The organism is Streptomyces caeni, from assembly GCF_042678285.1.
GTDB lineage: Bacteria > Actinomycetota > Actinomycetes > Streptomycetales > Streptomycetaceae > Streptomyces > Streptomyces caeni.
The window spans coordinates 1-19,944 of record NZ_JBHUDX010000086.1; the positions used below are offsets into that span (position 1 = coordinate 1).

Genomic DNA, 19,944 nt, shown 5'->3' on the forward strand with positions numbered 1-19,944 from the left:
CACCGCCGCCAGGTCGACGCCCCGCTCGTCGGCGAGGTGCCGCACCAGCGGCCCGGCTTCGGCGAGGGCCACGGCGGGACCCGGCGCTGCCGCCGCGGCCGGTGACGGAGGAGGGGGAGGGGGCTGTGCCGGCCGCTTCCGGCGGGTGGAAGCCGCGCGCCCTGCGGGGGGAGCGCCCCTGGTCCGGGCCGCGGGCTGTGCCGGAGCGCCGGGGACGGGCGGTGCGGCCTGCGGGGCCCGTTCCGGTACTGCGGCTCCCGGGGTCCGTTCCGGTACTGCGGCCTCCTTGCCCCGTTCCGGTACTGCGGCCTTTGCCACCGGGGCCTCCCCCGCCCCCTCAGCCGCCGCGGGGCGGGCCTGGGGCGGCGTCCCGGACGGCACTCCGGCTGCCTCGATCAGGGCCAGCGGGGTGCCGACCGGGACCCTGGTGCCGGGCGCCACCAGCAGGCGGCCGACGGTTCCCGACTCGAAGCACTCGACCTCGATGGCGGCCTTCTCGGTCTCCACGACGGCGATCACGTCACCGCGCGTCACCGTGTCCCCGGGTGTGACGAGCCACTCCTGGAGGGTGCCCGCCTCCATGTCCGCACCGAGCGACGGCATGGTGAACTCACCCACGGCGTCCCACCGCCCCACGGGCCGCGGCGGCGATGTCCTCCGCCTGCGGCAGCGCGGCCTCCTCCAGATGCCTGGCGTAGGGGATCGGCACCTCGGCGCTGCACACCCGTCCGACGGGTGCGTCGAGTTCGTAGAACGCCTGCTCGGTGATCCGGGCGGAGATCTCGGCCGCGAGGCTCCCGGTGCGCCAGCCCTCGTCGACGACGACCGCACGGTGCGTCCTGGCGACCGACGCCGTGATCGTGGCGTCGTCGAGGGGGCGCAGGACACGCAGGTCCACGACCTCGGCGCCGATGCCCTCGGCGGCCAGCAGGTCCGCCGCGGTGAGGGCCTTGGGCAGCGAGCCGCCGTAGGTGAGCACCGTGACGTCGTCGCCGTGACGGCGGACCGCCGCCGAGGAGATGTCCAGCGGGCCGTCGGGGACGGCCAGTTCGCCGGAGAAGTTGTAGAGGGACCCGTGCTCGAAGATGACCACCGGGTCGGGGTCGGCGAGCGCGGGGGCCAGCATGCCGCGCGCGTCCTCCAGCGTCGCGGGCGCGAGGACGCGGATGCCGGGGATATGGGCGTACCAGCCCTCCAGGCTGTGCGAGTGCTGGGCCGCCAGCTGCCGTCCGGCGCCGGTGGTCATCCGGATGACCACCGGCACCGAGAGCTGCCCGCCGGACATGTGCCGCAGGGTGGCGGCGTTGTTGAGGATCTGGTCGAGCGCCAGCAGGCTGAAGTTGACCGTCATGATCTCGACGATGGGCCGCATGCCGGCGACGGCCGCACCGATGCCCGCACCGACGAAGGCCGACTCGGACAGCGGGGTGTCGCGCACCCGGCCGGGGCCGAACTCCTCGACGAGGCCGAGGCTGACGCCGAAGGAGCCCCCGTATTTTCCGACGTCCTCGCCGAGCAGGAAGACCCGGTCGTCGGACGACAGCGCCTCGCGCAGGGCCTCGCGCAGGGCCTCGCGGTAGGTCGTCGTGACGGTCTTCATCGGCCCGTCTCCGACGCGTCGCCGGGGGCCGTGGTCACATACCGGAGGAGGTCCGCCACCGGTTCCGCCGGAGCGGCCTCCGCGGCCGCCACCGCGCGGTCGACCTCCTCCGTGGCGCGCCGGTCCAGTTCGGCGTACGACGCCTCGTCCAACTCGCCCGCCGCCCGCATCCGTTCGCCGAGCAGCGTGAGCGGGTCACGGGCCTGCCAGCGTTGGATCTCGGCCTTGTCGCGGTACCGGTCGGGGTCGTACATGGAGTGGGCACGGAAGCGGTAGGTGCGCAGTTCCAGGAAGTGCGGGCCGTGCCCCGCGCGGATGCCGGCCACCGCGCGACGGGCCGCCTCCTCGACCGCGAGGACGTCCATGCCGTCGACGGCCCAGGCCGGCATGCCGTAGGAGGCGGCGCGCATGGCCAGGTCGGTCTGCGCGTGCTCGACGCGCAGCGGCGTACCCATGGCGTACAGGTTGTTCTCGCACGCCAGCAGGAGCGGCAGGCCCCACAGCGTGGCCAGGTTCGCGGTCTCGTGGAACTCGCCCTCCGCGAAGGCGCCGTCGCCGAAGAAACAGCAGACGATGCCCGCCGTGCCGCGCATCTTCTCCGCGAGGGCGAGCCCCGCGGCGAGGGGGATGCCACCGCCCACGATCGCGTTGCCGCCGTAGAAGCGGCGGCCCGCGTCGAACAGATGCATGGAACCGCCACGCCCGCGGCTGCACCCGGTGGCCTTCCCGTACATCTCCGCCATGACGGCGTCCGTGGGGACGCCGCGGGCGAGGGCGTGGCCGTGTTCACGGTAGGTGGAGACGACCGCGTCCTCGGGTTCGAGCGCCTCCAGCACACCGGCCGCCACCGCCTCCTCCCCGATGTACAGGTGGACGAAGCCGCGGATCTTCGCGGCGCTGTACAGCTCGACGCAGCGTTCCTCGAAGCGGCGGATCAGCAGCATGGAGGCCAGCAGGCCGCGGCGGTGCTTGGCGGCGGCGTCCTGGTGCGTGGTGCGGTGCGTGGTCCTGGCCGGATGCCTGCGGGTGGGGCTCATGGCGCGTGCTCCGAGGTCTCATGGGCCGCGGCGGAGCCCGGCGCGCCGGACGGGCCCGGCGCCGCCGCGGGCTCCGGTGTCTCGAGGGTGGAGGTGTCGCCTTCCGGCAGGCCCGTCTCGCGCGCTCGCAGCAGCCGCCGCATGACCTTGCCGCTCCTGGTGTGCGGCAGGTTCCGGTCGAAGGCGATCTCCCTGGGCGCGACGGCGGGTCCCAGCTTGCGACGGGCGAAGGCGAGGAGGTCGTTCCGGATGCCGTCGTCCGGCTCCACCCCGGGGCGCAGCGACACATAGGCCTTCACGATCGCGCCGGCCGTCGGGTCCGGCCGACCGATCACCCCCGCCTCCGCCACCGCGGGGTGCTCCAGCAGGGCGCTCTCCACCTCGAACGGGCTGATCAGGTGGCCCGCGGACTTGATGACGTCGTCCGCGCGGCCCACGAACCAGAAGTACCCGTCGGTGTCCTTGCGCACGACGTCACCGGTCAGATACCAGCCGTCGGCGAAGCAGGCCGCGTACCGCTCGTCCGCGTGCAGATAGCCGCGGAACATCGACGGCCAGCCCGGCCGCAGAGCCAGTTCGCCTTCCTGGCCGGGCTCCTGCACCTCCCGGACACGGCCCTCGGGCGAGCGCCACACCGTGCCGTCGGGCCCGCGGGCCAGGACGGCCGCGGTCATGCCGGGCAGGGGGCGCCCCATCGAGCCGGGCTTGACGGGGCAGGCCGCCAGGTTGGCGATGACGATGCAGCCGGTCTCGGTCTGCCACCAGTTGTCATGGACCGGGAGTCCCAGCACGTCCCGGCCCCACAGCACCACTTCGGGGTTGAGCGGCTCGCCCACCGAGGCGATGAACCGCAGCGCCGAAAGGTCGAACGAGCGCGGCAGATCGTACGGGCCCTGCCGGGGGGTGGCCCGCATCAGCATGCGCAGGGCGGTGGGGGCCGTGTACCAGACCGTGACCTTCTCCCGGGCGAGGATGCCGTACCAGCGGCGGGTGTCGAAGTCGCCCTCGTCGACGACGACCGTGACGCCGAGGGTGAGCGGGGCGATGATGCCGTACGACATGCCTGTCACCCAGCCGGGGTCGGCGGTGCACCAGTACCGGTCTTCCAGCTGCAGGTCGAGCGCGTACGCGGCCGTGACGTGGTGGGCGACGACGGCCTCGTGCACATGCACCGCGCCCTTGGGGGCCCCGGTGGTGCCGCTGGTGAAGTGCAGCAGCGCCATCTCCCCGGGGTCGGTGGACGGCACCCGGAAGTCGTCCTCGGCGCGTTCCATCAGCGCCTCGAAGGAGAGCGTCCCGGGAAGGTCCCGGCGGCGGTCACCGACGATCAGCACGTGGTCCAGCTCGGCAAGGCCGTCCCGCACCGGAGCGACCTTGCGCAGGTACAGCTGCTCGGTGGTGACCAGGACGCGGGCGTTGCCGAGCCGCATGCGCTGGGCCACGGGATCCGGTCCGAAGGCCGGGAACAGCGGGCAGAGCACGGAGGTGTTCTTGAGCGTGCCGAGGACCACCGTGAACAGTTCCGGGCAGCGGCCGAGCAGCGTGAAGACGCGGTCCCCGCGATCCACACCGAGGGACCGCAGCACCTTGGCGAACCGGTTCGTCAGCCGGGCGAGCCGTGCGTAGGAGACGGACTCGGCCGTCCCGTCGCGGCGCACACAGCGCAGTGCGACGCCCTCGCCCCGGCCCTCGGCCACATGGCGGTCGACGGCCTCGTACCCGATGTTCAGTCCGCCGTCCGGCAGCCCGGACAGCCGACGCCGTGCCGCGGTCCAGCTGAACTCGGCGCAGGCCCGGTCGTAGTCGGCGAGGACCGGGGGCACGGGAGCCGGTGCCGTCTTGGCGATGACGTCCTGCGTCATGGTGGTCCCTTCCTCGCCCCCGCGCGTGCCGTTCGGGTGGGGGCGCTCCCTCTCATGCTCGGCGCGAGGGTCCGCGTCCGCGAACGGAGGACCACCCGCCCGTGCGCCACGCCCTCGGCCGCCCTCCCGTGGCGGGCCGCCCCCGCGTCGCGCAGCGTGGAGGCGGGGTCCGCTGAGAGCCGCCGACGAGGGCACGGAAGAGGTGGGACGCATGGAGAGGGATGCCCCGGGGCCCCGGGTCGTGGTGGGCGTCGACGGTTCGCCGTCCTCGCGCGAGGCGTTGCGTTGGGCCGTCCGGCACGCCGGGCTGATCGGCGCGGACGTGGACGCGGTGGCCGTGTGGGATCTGCCGGGTGTGTACGGCTGGTCGGGTCCGGCCGCGGACACCGACTTCGACGAGGCGAATGCGCGCCAGGCGCTGGAGCGGGAACTGCGCGAGGTGCTCGGCGCCGAGGGGGCCGCCTCGGTCAGGGCGATCCTGGTGCGCGGCACCCCCGCCGACGTGCTGCTGAGGGCGGCCGAGGGCGCCGAGGCCCTGGTGGTCGGCAGCCGGGGGCGCGGCGGCTTCAGCCGGGCCCTGCTGGGATCCGTCAGCCAGCAGGTCGCGCTGCACGCGAGCTGCCCGGTAGTGATCGTCCGCCCGGAAGCGCGCTGACCGCCGCCGAGCGCCGCGACGGCCTCGCAGCGGCGTGGCCTCCCCCGGAGTGCCGTGATTGCTTTGGGTGCTGTGATCGCCGGTTGGGGCGGCGTGGTTTTCCTCGGGGTGCTGTGATCGCCGGTTGGGGTGCCTTGGCCTTCCTTGGGGTGCTGTGATCGCCCCGGAGCCCCGTGACCGCCCGCCGGAGCGCCGTGACCGCCGCCGAGCCGTCCCCACGGCCGCCCGACCGCCGTACCGGGGCGGGCGGCGGGCGCCCTCACACGGGCGTCGCCGAGGGCGGACCGGGCGGCTCTTCGAGGATGCTCCAGGCGACCGGCCCCAGGAGGTCGGCCAGCCGCTGGAACACGTCCAGCAGCAGGTCGTCCACCGTCAGCATGCCCACGACCCGGTGCCCGTCCAGTACGGGCAGGCGGCGCACCCCCGACCCGCGGAAGGTCCGGTAGGCCACGTGCACGTCGTCGGCCACGTCCACCGTCACCACCTGCGGCGACATCACCGTGTCCACCCGCGCTTCCCGGTCCAGGCCGCCGCTCAGCCCGCGCACCGCGAGGTCGCGGTCGGTGACGATGCCGCGCAGCGCGCCGTCGTCGACGACGAGCACGGAACCGATGCCGTACTCGTCCATCTTCCGGGCCGCCTCCGCGAGGGAGGCGCCGGGGGGCAGCGCGACAGCCGGAGTGCTCATCGCCTCGGAGATCCTCACGTGCCGGCTCCTCGGCGGACGCTGTAGGTCAGACAGTCGGCACGGTCCTGGCCGGGCCCCACGGCGATTCCGGATGCCTGGCACTCCAGCCGTGTGTTGTGCCGGCAGTCGGTCATCTTGCAGGCCCCGACCTGTCCGGTGGCAGCCGGGTCGCCGCCCTTGCCCGAGGTGACGAAGAAGGTGTCGCACCGGGCGTGCGGGGGATCGCCGACGGTGATGGCCAGCGCGTGGCAGGCGCTGCCGACGTTGTACGCGCACGTCTCGACCGCGCACTCGTTGATGAAGGGCATCTCCATGGGGGCCTCCTTGCGGATCGGTCGGTCCCCACGGTGTTGCCGCTCTCACGCGGGTACGGCCCGCGACACCCGGACGGGCCGGGAATCACCCGAAGGGCCGGGCCGTCCGCGGGCTCCCGGCCGTGGTGCGCCGGTGCCTCACCCGGCGGACAGTCCGGCGCCGAGACGTTCGCGCACGTCCACGACGCCTGGCACGGCGCGTGCCACTCGGACCAGTGCGGCCACCGGTGCCTGCCCGGGCACGGTTCCGCCCAGGGTCACCACGCCGTTCTCCACCCGCACGTCGAGGCCGGGGGAACCGGCCGGGAGCAGGGCCTCCAGGCCGCTCCTGACCTCCTGAGCGATGTCCTCGTCCGGGCGCAGGTAGATCTTGAGCAGGTCGGAGCGGCTGACCACCCCCACCAGGCGCCCCTCGTCGTCCACCACGGGCAGCCGCTTCAGGGGCCCGCGCGCCATCAGCCGTGCCGCGCCCTCGATCGTGGCGGTCCGCGGGACGGTGACGGCCGGGACGGTCATCAGACGCGCGGCCGTCAGTGCCCCGGACGTGTCGTCGCCCTGTGCCCGCACCAGCAGATCGGCCTCGGACACCACGCCGACGACGCGCCCTTCCTCGGACAGCACGGGCAGAGCGCTGACGCGCCACTGCCGCATCGACTCCACGATCTCCCGGAACGGCGCGTCACGGCCGACCGAGACGACCTCGTGGGTCATCACATCACCCACGGTGCGCAGATGTCTCATGACCGCTGCCTCCCCTTCCGCGCAGCCTCGGAGGTTCCAGGTCGGAGCCGAGGTCGTCGTAGGCGTAGCCGAGCGACTGGTGGACGGCGACGACGCCGTCGACGGAGCGGCACAGGCGCTCGACGACCGGGACGAGCGACCGCTGCTCGACCCGCCCGGTGAGCGTCACGACGCCCTCGCGCACCTCGACCCCGACGGTGTCCGCCGGAACCCCGAGGACCGCGCCCAGCACATCGTGGCGGATCTCGTCGCGGATGGCCCCGTCGCCGCGCAGGAAGGGCCGCAGCAGGTCGGCCCGGCTGACGATGCCGACGAGCCTGCCGGTGTCGTCGACCACGGGCAGCCGCTTCACCTTGTTGCGGTACATGGTCCGGGCGGTCTCGACGACGTTCCAGCCGGGCCGTGCCGTCACCGCGGGCGTGGTCATCATCGCCTCCGCGGTCTCGGCGCCGGCGCGGCTCAGCTCGTCCAGACCGAGCCGGCGTCCGAGCGCCCGTCCCTCCGGGTCGGGCAGGCTGGCCGCCTTGCGGAGCAGGTCCCCCTCGGACACCACCCCCACGGGGCGCCCCTCGTCGTCGACGACGGGGACCGCCGTGACGTCGTTGTCGCGCAACAGCCGCGCGATGTGCTTGAAGGACGAGTCCGGGTGCGCCGTGACCACCCGGTGTGTCATGACTTCGGCGACGGTCCGGTGCTGCATGCTCCGCACTCCTTCCGTGCGCGCTCCGCACCGGCTCCGGCAGGCGCCGACGGGTTCGGCCCGCCCGGGCCCGCCGGGTGCGGACCATGTGGTCTGCCGGATCTCGGTGCGCTCGGTCCGTGCCCGCGCGACCCCGTCGGGGGATCGGCGGGGCGGCTCAGGGAGCGGAGACCCGCGCCGGTGTGCGAGGGTGGCCATGGCCCTGTCTCCTCGGCCGCCGTTACGGCTCCTGGCACGTTCCAGTGCACCGCGCCCGATCCTCGGGCGCTGGGGCCGAACAGTCCGCCGCAAGGGTCCGAACGTCCTTTCCGGGCCCGGCCCCGCACGAGCCCGGCGATCTCCCGGGACGCGCAACGGCTTGGGGGCCGGTCGTCCCCGACAAGGGCCGAACCGCCCCTCTCACCTCCTCCCGGCGGGTGTGACGGTGGCAGGGGGACCTGCTCGGCTGCGGATGTCCCCTACGGGACCGAAAGGCGGTGGGGACCATGGATCTGCCCCTGGTGGCAGGCGTCGACGGATCTGACTCCAGCCTGCTCGCGGTGGACTGGGCGACCGACGAGGCGGCACGGCACGGCCTGCCGCTGCGTCTGGTGTACGCGTCCCTGTGGGAGCGATACGAGGGCGTTCTGCCCTCGGGCGGCCTGGAGCGCCCGTCGCACCAGGTGATGGCCGACAACATCGTCGCGACCGCGGTGGAGCGCGTGCAGCGCCGCAATCCGGAGGTGAAGGTCACCGCCGAGGTCCTGCCCGAGGACCCGGTGGCGGCGCTGTTGCGCGAGGGCGGCAACGCCACGGCCGTGATCACCGGATCCCGTGGCCGGGGAGAGCTGAAGGAACTGCTCCTCGGCTCCGTCAGCCTGACGGTGGCGGGCCGCGCATCCGGGCCGGTGATCGTGGTCCGCGGCGACCGGGCGGCGCTGGAGGGCGCGCACGGGCGGATCGTGCTCGGCGCCGGTGAACCAGGCACCTGCGGCACTGCCGTGCGGTTCGCCCTGCGCGAGGCCGAGGCCCGGCACTGCACCCTCGACGTCGTACGCGGCTGGCGCCGCCCCGCCCACGAGCCCGTCGACCACCCGCTGCTCGCCGGGGACCCGGCGCGCTACCACGAGGAGCGGGCGGCCACGCTGATCGATGCCCTGCTGCAGGACGCCCTGGCCGACCACCCGGACGTCAGGGTGAACCGGTCCACGGTCGAGGGGCTCGCCCGCAAGGTCCTCCTGTACCGCTCCGCCGCCGCCGACCTCCTGATCGTCGGCGTACGGCGCGGCCACGACCGCGGCGGGCTCCAGCTGGGGCGGGTGGCGCACACCCTGCTGCACCACGCCCGGTGCCCGGTGGCCGTCGTACCGGAACTGCCGTGAGCGGCGACCGGAGGCGTGCGCCCCGGCCGGCGCGCCGGGGTCCCGCCGCAGGCGGCCCCCCGGCGCCGCCGATGGCAATGCGCCGACCGAGGGACCATGAGAGGAGGGGACCTGTCGTGCGACCCGGACGGCGGTACGGAACGGCCGGGTGACATGAGGTTCGTCCCAGGAGGCGCATTGTGATCACGCGAGTGCGGATGCCGCACCGGCACCTCACACCGCCGGCCAAGTCCGGGCCGCCGCGGGGCGCGCCCACACCGCCGACGGAGCGGCGGCCGCGGTCGGGCTGGCAGTGGTGGGTCATCCCGCTGGTGTGGGTGGTGTTCCTGACCGTCCTGATCCTCGTCCGGTCCCCGTCGGGGCCCTCGCCCACCCGTCTGACCTACAGCGACTTCGTCACCAAGGTCGGTGTCGGCCAGGTCAAGACGGTCGACATCAACGACAAGGGGGCGGTCAGCGGCACCCTGGCGAACGGCACCAAGTTCACCACGCAGCTTCCCACCGCGCTCGGCACCGGATCGCTCCAGCAGCAGCTCCAGGACAAGCACGTGAAGATCACCGCGACCCAGACCAAGAGCGGCGGCAACCCGTTCCTGTCGGTCCTGGTGGCCTTCCTGCCGCTGCTCCTGCTGTTCGGCTTCTTCTGGTGGATCGGGCGCCGCGCCACACGCTCGGTGACCGGCGGGCTCAGCGCGATCGGCCGCTCCCGGGCGAAGATCATCGAGGCGGAGCGGCCCACCACCCGGTTCGACGACGTGGCCGGGTACGACGGGGTCAAACAGGAGATCAGCGAGGTCGTCGACTTTCTGCGCAACCCGGCGCGCTACGCGGCCGCCGGCGCCAAGGGCCCACGTGGAGTGATCATGGTGGGGCCGCCCGGCACCGGCAAGACGCTCTTCGCCCGTGCCGTCGCGGGGGAGGCCGACGTGCCGTTCCTGTCCGTGACCGGATCTGCCTTCGTGGAGATGTTCGTCGGAGTGGGCGCGTCCAGGGTGCGGGACCTGTTCGAGGACGCCCGCAAACGCGCGCCGTCCATCATCTTCATCGACGAGATCGACGCCGTCGGCGCGCGGCGCGCGGGGGGTGCGCGACTCGGCGGCAACGACGAGCGCGAACAGACCCTCAACCAGTTGCTGGCCGAGATGGACGGCTTCGACCAGTCCACGGGCATCGTCGTCCTCGCCGCCACCAACCGGCCGGAGGCCCTCGACCCGGCCCTGCTGCGCCCCGGACGCTTCGACCGCCAGGTCACCGTCCCGCTGCCCAACCAGGCCGAGCGCGCCGCCATCCTGCGGGTGCACGCCCGGGGCAAGATCCTCGCCCCCGACGTCGACCTGGACATCGTCGCCCGCGGCACTCCGGGATTCTCCGGCGCGGACCTCGCCAACCTGGTCAACGAGGCCGCCATCAACGCCGTCCGCGCCGACCGGGTGCTGATCGAGCCGGACGACCTCGACGCCGCCCGCGACCGCGTCCTGCTCGGCCGCCGTGACGCGTCCAACGCCCTGCTGCCCGAAGAGCGCCACTCGGTCGCGATCCATGAATCGGGCCACGCCCTCGTCGCCGCTCTGTGCGAGCACGCCGACCCCGTCGCCAAGGTCACCATCCTGCCGTCGGGCATGACGCTCGGGGTGACCGAGCAGCTCCCCGAGGCCGAACGCCACCTGTACAGCGAGGGATATCTGACCGATCTGCTCGCCGTCCGGCTCGGTGGCCGGGCGGCCGAACTCGTCGTTTTCGGCGAGGGATCCAGTGGCGCCGCGAACGACCTGGCCGGCGCCACCCAGATCGCCACACGGATGGTCCGGGATTTCGGCCTGTCATCGGCTCTCGGGCCCGTCGGATATGCCCCCACGAACCCGCGCTATCTGGGCGAGAGCTCCGAGGAGCCCCTCGGGCAGCCGTACTCGCAGCAGACCCAGCGGATCATCGACGAGGAGGCCGCCCGGTTGCTGCGCGAGGCGGAGAACCGGGCGACGGGGCTGATACGCGACCACCGCGGGGCCCTGGACCGGCTCGCCGACCTGCTCGTCACCCGCGAGACCATCGACGGTTCCACCGTCCTGGAGGTGCTCCGCGACGAGCAGCGGGAGCAGCGGGAGCGGCGGGAGCGGCGGGAGCGGCAGGACCGCCGGGAGCGGGACGGAAGCCGCCCGAACCACGACCACGACCACGGTGATCTGCGAACCGTCACCCCGCGAATCCGCGTACCCGATGAGGGAAACGAGAGCCGAGGACGCGGATGAATTCCGACGCCGTGCGCGGTGGAATCCTCCTCCGCCGGCGAGATGCAGCAGACCTTCAACTGTGCCTTGCCGAACGCACGTACTGCCCGACCAGCGCTGACAGCGGCTCCCGCTGCCCGCCGAGGGCGGGGATCACATGCAGGGCCGCCAGCATGCCGGTGCCGGCGGACCAGAAGTCGCGGAAGGTGCGGTGCGCCGAGTGCTCACCGCCGAACACGGCCCGGGTCCGCGCCGTTTCGGCCTTGATGAAGGAATGGCCCACCCGGGTCCGGACCGGGGTGCCGCCGTGCTCGCGCACGCGTCGGCCACGGCCCGCGAGGTGATCGGGTGGTGGATGACGGTGGCACCAGGGTGCCCGGCCAGCAGCCGGGCCGCGATCAGGGCGGTGACGGCGGACGGTGGCGTCCGGCGAGATCAACAGCGTCGTCCGCGACCGGCGGCACACGACGGCCACGGCCCGCGAGACCTCCGCGACCGCCCCGGGCCGGGGCGGTCGCGGACGAGCTCGACGGGCTGGCGGTCAGCACCGCCGACCGGTGGTTCGACCTGCGCCCCTCCAACACGGAGCCGCTGCTGCGGCTCAACGTGGAGGCGCCGGACGCGGACACGACGGACGCGCTGCGCGACGAGGTGCTGGGGATCGTCCGCGCCTGAGGGCGGCCGCTCCTGCGCCGCGTCACGGCGCCAGCGAGAAGTAGCTTTCCTCCTCCTGGGTGAAGTGCAGGCGCAGGATCGTGTGCAGCCCGTACAGCGACGCGCGCAGGTCGTCGAGTTGTTCGGGGCGCAGTCCGCCCTCCTCGTCCGCGAGGCGCACATGGGTGGCGATGCGCCGGGACAAGCGCTCGATCTCGGAGTGGGCGCGGCTCATGGTGTCGGTCGCCTCCGGGCCGAGTTGCCGGTTCAGCGCCGGATAGAGCTGCTGTTCCTCGGCGTGTTCGTGGGGGAGCAGGCGGTCCGTCAGCAGGTGGTGGATCTCGCGGACCGCCTCCAGTGCGCGCGGGCCGTGGTCCGTGGTGAGCAGGCCGGCCGCCTCGCGGATGGCGTCGAGGGTGTCCCTGAGGTCGTCGTGCTCGGTGGCGAACCGGTGGATGAGGCTCTCCGCCTCCGGTTCCAGGGCGGGCCGGGTTCCGGGCACGGGAAGCAGCGCCCGCAGCGCGTTGAGGATCACGGCCACGTCGATGGCCTCCTGCAGCAGGGCGCCGGCCGCGGGCGGCAGCCATCCGAAGAGGGCGGCGACCATGGCGGCCAGTGACATCACCATGCCGCCGGCGGCGCTCTGCACCGCGATCCGGCGGGCGCGGGCGGCGATGTCCATCGCGTCGGCCAGGCGCCCCACACGATCCGTGGTGAGGACGATGTCGGACGCCTCCGAGGCCGAGGTCGAGCCCCGGGCCCCCATGGCGACACCGACGTCGGCCGCTGCCAGGGCGGGCGCGTCGTTGACGCCGTCACCGACCATGACGGTGACGGCGCGGTCGCTCTCCGCGCGCACCGCGGCGATCTTGTCCGTGGGCAGTTGCCCCGCGCGCACGTCGTCGAGCCCCAGGACCGCGCCCACCTCACGTGCGGGCTCGGGGCGGTCCCCGGTGAGCATGAGCAGCCGGTTCAGACCCGCTGCCCGCAGCCGGCGGATGGTGCGGGGCGCGTCGTGGCGCAGCGGGTCCCGCAGCAGCACGGCTCCGGTGAGCACATCGTCCAGGGTCAGCCAGACGGTGGCCGCCCCGTCGAGCAGGGCCTGGTTGTCCACGGCACGCGCCCATTCGGGCAGCTCGTCCGGGGCCAGGCCGGCCTTGCCGACCGCGACACGGTGGCCGTCGACGGTGCCGGTGACCCCCCGGCCGGGCTCCTCGGTGACCTCCTTCGGCACCGTCAGGGACAGGCTGCGGGCCCTGGCCTCGTGGACGACGGCCTCGGCGAGGACGTGCGCCGACACCTGGTCGAGCGAGGCGGCCAGCCGCAGCACCTCGGACTGGGACGGCCCGCCGGGGGCGCCGGCCACCTGCAGGACCCGCGGCCGCCCCACGGTCAGGGTTCCGGTCTTGTCGATCACGAGGGTGCGGGCCCGGCCCAGCCGCTCCAGTGCGCCGCCGTCCCGCACCACGACGCCCCGCCGGGCGCACTGCGACAGGCCGGAGACGATGGCTACGGGCGTGGCCAGCAGCAGCGGGCAGGGAGTGGCCACGACGAGGACGGCCACGGCCCGAACCGCCGAGCCGCTGACCGCCCAGGCCACGGCGGCGAGCCCCAGGGACAGGGGCAGGAACCAGGCGGCATAGCGCTCCGCCAGACGCACCGTGGGGGCCCGCTCGGCCCCGGCCTGCTCGGCCAGCCGGACGATCTCCGCGTAGGTGCTGTCCGCCGCGGTGGCCGTCGCCGTCACCTCGAAGACGCCCGAGGCGTTGACGACGCCGCTGCGCACGGGCTCGCCCTCGGCACGCTCCACCTGTGCGGACTCGCCGGTGAGCACGGACTCGTCGAGCACCGCCGGGCCCGCGGTGACCTCGCCGTCCACCGGGACGACCTCGCCGGGCCCGACCACGAGGACATCACCGGGGACGACCTCGTCCAGCGGCACGACCGAGACCTCCGAGCCGCGCCGGCGGCGCGCCGAACGCGGGGCGTGCTCCAGCAGCGAGCGCAGATCGCGCGAGGCGCGCTGTTCCGCCGCCGTCTCCAGGGTCCGTCCGGTGGCCAGCATCAGACCGATCAGCGCGCCCGCGAGGTATTCGCCCACGGCCAGGGTTCCGGCCAGTGCCAGCACGGCGATCACATCGACGCCGGCCCGTCCCTTGTGCAGAGCGCTCATCACCCAGCCGACCGCCGGAACGACGGCCACGGTGGTCCCCGCCGCCCAGAAGACGTCGGCGATGTCCGGCAGGCCCAGGAGCCACGCGATGCCGCCGCCGGCCAGCGCGCCAGCCGTCACCACCAGCAGCGCGGCCTCCAGCAGGCGCCGGCCCGACGGAGTGGCCGAAGGGCCTGGGCCCATGGTGCGGCCACCGGGACGGTCGTCGTCATGCATCGTGCCCTCCACGCCGGTCGGCATCGGTCTGCGCCCTCGCGCCATCCACTCCAGCACCCGCGACGGGCCACCGGACAGAGCCGGATGGTCCACCGCCCGGGCCGCCGGGACCCCGGGACACGGGCCCGTCCGCGGGGCTTCATCCGCAGGGCTTCATCGGGGTGGGTGCGGTACGGCGATGACGGGGCAGCGCGCGTAGCGCAGCACACCCTGGCTCACCGAGCCGAGCATCATGCCGGCGAAGCCGCCGCGCCCGCGGGTCCCCACGACCAGGCCCAGCGCATGGGCGGACGCCTTGGTCAGCACCTCCACGGGATGGCCCGTGACGAGCTCGTGGTGCAGCTCCACGTCCGGATACGTCGCGGCGTGGCCGGCCAGCGTCTCCGAGAGCAGACGCCGGCCCTCCTGCCGCGCCGCGTCCTCGTCGAGCGTCCCCAGCGGCCCGGGATGCCACACGTACAGCGCCCGCAGCGCCGCGCCCCGCAGGGCGGCCTCCTCGAAGGCGAAGTCGACGGCGGCCGCGGACCGGGGGCTGCCGTCCACGCCGACGACGAAGTACGCGGGTTCCTGCGTGATGTGCTCCGGTTCCGGCACCACGACCACCGGGCAGCGGGCGTGCGCCATGACGGGCAGGGCGACCGAGGTGGCGCCGAACACCTCCCTCATCCGGCTCAGATGCCAGGAGCCCACCACCACGGCCGTGGCGTCGTGGCTCTGCTCCCCGAGGACCCACGCCGGGTTCCCCTCCGCCAGCAGTGTGGACACCTCGACCAGCGGCCGCCGGGCCTCCGCGAAGGCCACCGCTGCCTTGAGCACCTGTTCGCCCGCCTCGTGCAGCGCCCGGTTCCACTCCTCCCAGGAGGGCGGCAGCTCCCATCTCCGGTACCCCGCGGTCGGCAGGCCCTCGGCGTGCACCAGCCGCAGCGGCACCCGGCGCCGCGCGGCCTCGTCGACGGCCCAGGCCAGCGCCATCCGCCTCGCGGGATCGGGATCGACACCGACCACGATCGGCCGGTGCTCATCGGGTCGGGCCATCGTCATCTCCAGGAGCTCGTTCCCGACGCGCCGGTGGCCCGCCGCGGGGCGACGGGCTCATCGCGCGGGCGGCGCCGGGGCCAGGTGCTTGACGTACGCGTCGGATCCGGGGAAGTAGAGAGTCACCCGTCCGGTGTCCTCCCAGCGGACGTCGTACGGGGGGCGGCCGTCGGGGTGGTGGAGGCCGACGACCTGGCCGGAGCGGCTGATCACACCGGTGGCGGTGCCGCGTACGACGATCTCGTCACCGATGCGGGCGCGTATGCCGTTGCCCGTCGACTCCACCGGGGGGCCCGCGGTGGTGGAGTGGGTCTTGCGGGCCGGTGCGGGTGCGGTCATGGCGCCTCGCCTCCCTCGACGCGGTGGCGGAAAGGACCCAGCCCGCTTCTCGCGGATCCGGACCACGCCGTGCGCGGGTGGGACCGCCGCTCATGGCCCTCGACCGTGCGCCTGCGCTTCCGGTGGACCCTTTCCGTCACTTACATGAAAAAACAATCGGTATGGGAATCCAAGGGGCCATTGGTCCCCATCACACACCCGTCGGCCCCTGCGGCGGCCGTCGCCGCGGTGCCACGGTGGGCATACGATCATCGAGACGAGGAGGCCGGGCCATGGACACGGTGAACGAGACGTCTACTGCCCCGCAGGCACCCGCCCCGGCCCGGGTACGGCCCGGGCTGCTGACCTTCCTGGGCGGTGTCGGCACCGTCACCGGCAGCAAGTTCCTCGTGGAGAGCGACCACGCCAGGATCCTCGTCGACTGCGGGCTCTTCCAGGGCCTGGCGGAGCTGCGCAGGCGCAACTGGCGGAAGCTGCCGTGCGACGCCCGCGACATCCAGGCCGTCGTGGTGACCCATGCGCACCTGGACCACTGCGGATACCTGCCCCGACTCGTCCGGGACGGCTTCCGGGGGCCGATCCTCACCAGCACCCACACCGCGCGCCTCGCCGAGATCGTGCTGCGCGACAGCGCCCGTCTGCAGACGGAGGCGGCGGCGCACGCCAATGAGCACGGCTGGTCGAAGCACCGCCCCGCCGAACCGCTCTACGACGACGCCGACGTCGACCGCACACTGGGGTACATCGACCCCGTGCCCCTGGACACCGAGGTCGAGGTCACCACGGGAACCACCCTCGTCCTCCGGCACGCGGGGCACATCCTCGGCTCCGCCTGGGCCCTGATGACGCTGGAGGACGGCCACACCCTGGCGGTGAGCGGCGACCTCGGCCGCCCCGGACATCCGCTGCTGCTGCCGGCCGAACCGTTCTCCGGCGCGGACGTGCTGCTGGTGGAGTCCACGTACGGCGACCGCACGCACGACGACGAGGCCGGGCGGGCCCGGTTCGCCGACGTGCTGACCCGCACGCTGCGCCGCGGCGGCATCGTGGTCGTCCCGGCGTTCGCCCTGGACCGCACCGAGGTCGTGCTCAACGAACTGGCCGGACTGCGGCGGGACGGCACCCTGCCGCGCGGAGTGCCCGTCTACGTCGACAGCCCGATGGCCCTCAGGGCGCTGGACGTCTACCGGGACGCGATCCGGGCCCGGGCCCCCGGCCTGCGCGCCGATGTGACGTCGGCCGGCACCACGGCGCTGAGCCCCGAGCCGTTCATCGCCGCCAGGACGGTCCAGGAATCCATGGACATCAACAACGCCCGGGGTCCGGCCGTGATCGTGTCGTCGGCCGGGATGGCGACAGGCGGGCGCGTCCTGCACCACCTGCGCCGGCTGCTTCCTGATCCGCGCAACGCCGTGGTGATCGTGGGGTTCGCCGCGTTGGGCACCCGGGCCCGGGACCTCGTGGACGGCGCGCAGTCGCTCAAGATGTTCGGCGAGTACGTTCCCGTACGCGCCGAGGTGGCCGATGTGCCGCACTTCTCGGCCCACGCCGACGCCGGTCAGATCCTGGACTGGCTGCGCGCCGCGCCCGCCCCGCACACCACCTACGTGGTCCACGGGGAACCGGGTGCCTCGACGGTGCTGCGCGACCGCATCGTGCGGGAGCTGGGCTGGAACACCGTGGTGCCCCGCTCCGGCGAGGCGGTCCTCGTCCGCTGAGCGGCCCGCCTGGTCCCGTCGCTCTCGTCCGGGCGCTCTCGTCCCGTCGCTCTCGTCCGGGCGTCCTCGTCCGGGCGTCCTCGTCCGGGCGTCCTCGTCCGGGCGTCCTCGTCCGGGCGCTCTCGTCCGGGCGTCCTCGTCCGGGCGTCCTCGTCCGGGCGTCCTCGTCCGGGCGTCCTCGTCCGGGCGTCCTCGTCCGGGCGTCCTCGTCCGGGCGTCCTCGTCCGGGCGCTCTCGTCCGGGCGCTCTCGTCCGGGCGCTCTCGTCCGGGCGCTCTCGTCCGGGCGTCCTCGTCCGGGCGTCCTCGTCCGGGCGTCCTCGTCCGGGCGTCCTCGTCCGGGCGCTCTCGTCCGGGCTCCGCGCCGGGAACCCCGGGATCAGGAGCCGGGGCGGGGGCGTTCCGACGCAAGGTCCCCGCTGCCGGACGCCGTCACATGCCCCCGGCGGACCTTCCGCTCGATCTCCCCGCGGACCCGGGACGTCAGGTCCTCCAGTGCCCGGGACCGGACCGGACGCAGGGGCTCGGGACCGTCGATCCTGCGTGCCGAGGCGGGCAGTGCCTCGACGTCGCGGGTGAAGCGGGCGCGCGCGTCCTCCCACCGGTCCGGCGGGCCCGTCCGTCGGCCGCCCTGCATGACGGTGCGCAGCAGCGGCCGTGCGGAGGCGGGCGGCTCCTCTGCCCACAGGCCGATCACATCGGGCCGCCCGGGGCGGCGGAAGACCTGCTTGCGGCCCGGGGCCGTGGCCTTCGCCGAGGACAGCTTCATCACCGGGCGGCCGTCGTACTCCACGAGCTTGTACGCCATGTCCAGGTACGGGGCGTCCGCGGCCACGCCCACCCGGGTGCCCACCGCGTACACGTCGATCGGGGCCCCGCCGCCCACCAGATCGGCGACGGCGTGTTCGTCGAGCCCGCCGCTCGCGATGATGCGCACATCGGCCAGCCCGGAGGCGTCTAGGAGAGCCCGCGCCCGTCGCGCCAGTTGCCCGAGGTCCCCGCTGTCCAGACGGATCGCGCAACCCGGCCCGCGCCGGATCTCCCGGAAGACCCGGGCCGCGGCCATGACGCCCGCCTCGGTGTCGTAGGTGTCGACGAGGAACGCCACCGGGCCGGGGTGCGCGCGCGCGAAGGCACGGAACGCCTCCTCCTCGCCGGGGAAGGCCTCGATGTAGGAGTGGGCCATCGTGCCCGCGGCCGGGATGCCCAGCGCGGCGGCCGCGGCGACGTTGCTGGTGGCGGCGAAACCCACCAGGGCTCCCAGGCGGGCCGCCTGCATGCCTGCCCAGGGACCGTGCGTGCGCCGGAGGGAGAAGTCCACCAGGGGCCGGCCGGCCGCCGCCAGGACGCAGCGCGCCGCCTTGGACGCCACCGACGTCTGATGGCACAGCCGGTTGAGCACGGAGGTCTCGACGAGCTGGGCCTGCGGCAGCGGTGCGGTCACCTCCAGCAGGGGCTCCCCGCCGAAGACGACATGCCCTTCCGGCACCGCGCGCACCTCGCCCTCGAAGGCCAGCCCCAGCAGGGGTTCGAGGTCCTCGGGCGGGCGGCGCAGGGCTGCCGCGAAGTCCTCGACGTCCTTGCGCTCCACCCGGTAGCCCGACAGGTAGTCCAGGGCCGGCTCCAGGCCGGCGGCCACCAGGAAGCCGCGGCCGGGCGGCAGGTCGCGGACGTAGAGGCTGAAGGTGGCCGGGGCCCGCATGCCCTCCCGCAGGTAGGACAGGGCCATCGTCACTTCGTACAGATCGGTGGTGGTGACATCGGACATGGTGATCGCCACGCGTGCGCCGGGACGGGAGGAGCCGGGAGGACCGGGGCCGGGAGGACCGGGGCCGGGAGGTTCGTTCGTCACCAGTCTGGGGGGTGGCGTCCGCGCGCGCACGCGGCCGGCCGGCTCCCGAGGAGGCGTCCACGGCGAGCGGAAGGGACCATTGGGTCCCTGAATGGGCTGTTCGGCCTCAGCGGGGAGGGGACCGCACGCGGTGGACTGGCAGTGTCAGGAGCGGTGACCACACCCAAGGAGATACGGCGATGACAGCACTCACACGCCGACAGAGGTTCTCGTTCCCCGAGTTGCCCGAGTGGTTCGAGTCCTTCCCGGCACGTTTCGCGATGCCCACCGTGGGCGACCTGTACACGGTCCGGATCGAGGACTACATCGAGAACGACCGTTACGTCATGAGGGCGGAGCTTCCGGGCATCTCCGCCGAGGACATCGACGTCGTCCTGAGCGAGGGCGTGCTGACCGTCAAGGCCGAGCGCACCGAACGCGAGGTGGAGAAGAACCGCAGCGAGATCCGCTACGGCTCCATGAGCCGCAGCGTCACCCTGCCGCCCAGCGCCAACGAGGACGACGTCAAGGCCGACTACGCCGACGGGATGCTCACCGTCAGCGTGGGCCTCGGAGGCGAGAAGGCCGAGGCCAAGCACATCGAGGTCAAGCACGGCGCATGAGCGCGTCGGCGCACGGCACCCTCTCCGGCCGGATGGTGACACCGTGGACGCAGGGCCACGCCTCGCGTTTCCCGGCCTCACGCCCCCGAGGGCTGCCGCCGGACGCGGGTCCCGGTCCCGCCGGGCCGTGCGGAGGGTGCCGGTCGCCGCGGACGCGTACGAACCGAGGCCGCG

General features: G+C 73.9%; 17 protein-coding genes and 2 pseudogenes. 6 read left to right on the plus strand and 13 right to left on the minus strand.

Going from position 1 to position 19,944, the window contains the following annotated elements:
- The 4 genes from ACFSL4_RS28840 to acsA all read right to left on the minus strand — a co-directional run.
- Window positions 1–618: biotin/lipoyl-containing protein (locus tag ACFSL4_RS28840; protein WP_381089123.1), on the minus strand; the 618-nt coding region annotated here is incomplete at its 3' end.
- Window positions 611–1,600 carry an alpha-ketoacid dehydrogenase subunit beta gene (locus ACFSL4_RS28845; protein ID WP_381089125.1) on the minus strand — a complete coding sequence of 330 codons (990 nt, stop codon included), beginning with the start codon at window positions 1,598–1,600 and terminating at the stop codon, window positions 611–613. The genes ACFSL4_RS28845 and ACFSL4_RS28840, both read right to left, overlap by 8 nt.
- Window positions 1,597–2,637 (minus strand): pyruvate dehydrogenase (acetyl-transferring) E1 component subunit alpha, encoded by a 1,041-nt coding sequence (pdhA, locus tag ACFSL4_RS28850; RefSeq protein ID WP_381089128.1) that lies wholly within the window; start codon window positions 2,635–2,637, stop codon window positions 1,597–1,599. The genes ACFSL4_RS28845 and pdhA overlap by 4 nt, the downstream gene beginning before the upstream one ends.
- On the minus strand, window positions 2,634–4,499 hold the full coding sequence (gene acsA / locus ACFSL4_RS28855) for an acetate--CoA ligase (protein ID WP_381089131.1): 1,866 nt from the start codon (window positions 4,497–4,499) through the stop codon (window positions 2,634–2,636). The genes pdhA and acsA overlap by 4 nt, the downstream gene beginning before the upstream one ends.
- Window positions 4,500–4,710: 211 nt before the next feature.
- Here acsA and ACFSL4_RS28860 point away from each other — a divergent pair, with 211 nt between their 5' ends.
- The gene (locus ACFSL4_RS28860; RefSeq protein WP_381089133.1) at window positions 4,711–5,154 is read left to right on the plus strand and encodes a universal stress protein; all 444 of its coding nucleotides are present in this window, start codon (window positions 4,711–4,713) and stop codon (window positions 5,152–5,154) included.
- Between the two features lie 259 nt (window positions 5,155–5,413).
- On the opposite strand, the gene ACFSL4_RS28865 is transcribed toward ACFSL4_RS28860, so the two are convergent.
- The 4 genes from ACFSL4_RS28865 to ACFSL4_RS28880 form a co-directional block, all read right to left on the minus strand.
- Window positions 5,414–5,860, minus strand: coding sequence for a CBS domain-containing protein (locus ACFSL4_RS28865; RefSeq protein ID WP_381089135.1), 447 nt, complete (start codon window positions 5,858–5,860; stop codon window positions 5,414–5,416).
- A complete protein-coding gene (locus ACFSL4_RS28870; protein WP_381089138.1) occupies window positions 5,857–6,156 on the minus strand; it encodes a DUF1540 domain-containing protein in 300 nt (99 codons plus the stop codon). The genes ACFSL4_RS28865 and ACFSL4_RS28870 overlap by 4 nt, the downstream gene beginning before the upstream one ends.
- Before the next feature lie 138 nt (window positions 6,157–6,294).
- Window positions 6,295–6,897, minus strand: coding sequence for a CBS domain-containing protein (locus tag ACFSL4_RS28875; RefSeq protein ID WP_381089141.1), 603 nt, complete (start codon window positions 6,895–6,897; stop codon window positions 6,295–6,297).
- Window positions 6,872–7,597, minus strand: coding sequence for a CBS domain-containing protein (locus ACFSL4_RS28880; RefSeq protein WP_381089144.1), 726 nt, complete (start codon window positions 7,595–7,597; stop codon window positions 6,872–6,874). The genes ACFSL4_RS28875 and ACFSL4_RS28880 overlap by 26 nt, the downstream gene beginning before the upstream one ends.
- A 485-nt stretch (window positions 7,598–8,082) precedes the next feature.
- Between ACFSL4_RS28880 and ACFSL4_RS28885 the strand changes: the two genes are divergently transcribed.
- The gene (locus ACFSL4_RS28885; protein ID WP_381089147.1) at window positions 8,083–8,958 is read left to right on the plus strand and encodes a universal stress protein; all 876 of its coding nucleotides are present in this window, start codon (window positions 8,083–8,085) and stop codon (window positions 8,956–8,958) included.
- Between the two features lie 179 nt (window positions 8,959–9,137).
- Window positions 9,138–11,204: an ATP-dependent zinc metalloprotease FtsH gene (gene ftsH, locus ACFSL4_RS28890; protein WP_381089150.1), complete on the plus strand. Its 2,067-nt coding sequence runs from the start codon at window positions 9,138–9,140 to the stop codon at window positions 11,202–11,204.
- 67 nt (window positions 11,205–11,271) lie between these two features.
- On the opposite strand, the pseudogene manB (ACFSL4_RS28895) reads toward ftsH, so the two are convergent.
- Window positions 11,272–11,603: pseudogene (manB, locus tag ACFSL4_RS28895) on the minus strand (phosphomannomutase/phosphoglucomutase); the annotation flags it as partial.
- Between manB (ACFSL4_RS28895) and manB (ACFSL4_RS28900) the strand changes: the two are divergent.
- A pseudogene (gene manB, locus ACFSL4_RS28900) lies at window positions 11,597–11,858 on the plus strand (phosphomannomutase/phosphoglucomutase); the annotation flags it as partial. The pseudogenes manB (ACFSL4_RS28895) and manB (ACFSL4_RS28900) sit on opposite strands and share 7 nt — an antisense overlap.
- Window positions 11,859–11,880: 22 nt before the next feature.
- On the opposite strand, the gene ACFSL4_RS28905 reads toward manB (ACFSL4_RS28900), so the two are convergent.
- The 3 genes from ACFSL4_RS28905 to ACFSL4_RS28915 form a co-directional block, all read right to left on the minus strand.
- Window positions 11,881–14,193, minus strand: coding sequence for a heavy metal translocating P-type ATPase (locus ACFSL4_RS28905; RefSeq protein WP_381089183.1), 2,313 nt, complete (start codon window positions 14,191–14,193; stop codon window positions 11,881–11,883).
- Between the two features lie 186 nt (window positions 14,194–14,379).
- Window positions 14,380–15,261, minus strand: a complete 882-nt coding sequence (locus ACFSL4_RS28910; RefSeq protein ID WP_381089153.1) for a universal stress protein — start codon at window positions 15,259–15,261, stop codon at window positions 14,380–14,382.
- Window positions 15,262–15,318: 57 nt separating this feature from the next.
- Complete coding sequence (locus ACFSL4_RS28915) at window positions 15,319–15,600, minus strand: DUF1918 domain-containing protein (RefSeq protein WP_381089156.1); 282 nt, start codon at window positions 15,598–15,600, stop codon at window positions 15,319–15,321.
- 272 nt (window positions 15,601–15,872) lie between these two features.
- Between ACFSL4_RS28915 and ACFSL4_RS28920 the strand changes: the two genes are divergently transcribed.
- Window positions 15,873–17,318 (plus strand): MBL fold metallo-hydrolase RNA specificity domain-containing protein, encoded by a 1,446-nt coding sequence (locus ACFSL4_RS28920; RefSeq protein ID WP_381089159.1) that lies wholly within the window; start codon window positions 15,873–15,875, stop codon window positions 17,316–17,318.
- Window positions 17,319–17,695: 377 nt separating this feature from the next.
- Here ACFSL4_RS28920 and ACFSL4_RS28925 read toward each other — a convergent pair whose 3' ends face one another.
- Window positions 17,696–19,084, minus strand: coding sequence for a nicotinate phosphoribosyltransferase (locus ACFSL4_RS28925; protein WP_381089162.1), 1,389 nt, complete (start codon window positions 19,082–19,084; stop codon window positions 17,696–17,698).
- 263 nt (window positions 19,085–19,347) lie between these two features.
- On the opposite strand from ACFSL4_RS28925, the gene ACFSL4_RS28930 reads away from it, so the two are divergent.
- On the plus strand, window positions 19,348–19,770 hold the full coding sequence (locus tag ACFSL4_RS28930) for an Hsp20/alpha crystallin family protein (RefSeq protein ID WP_381089165.1): 423 nt from the start codon (window positions 19,348–19,350) through the stop codon (window positions 19,768–19,770).
- Window positions 19,771–19,944 lie beyond the last annotated feature (174 nt).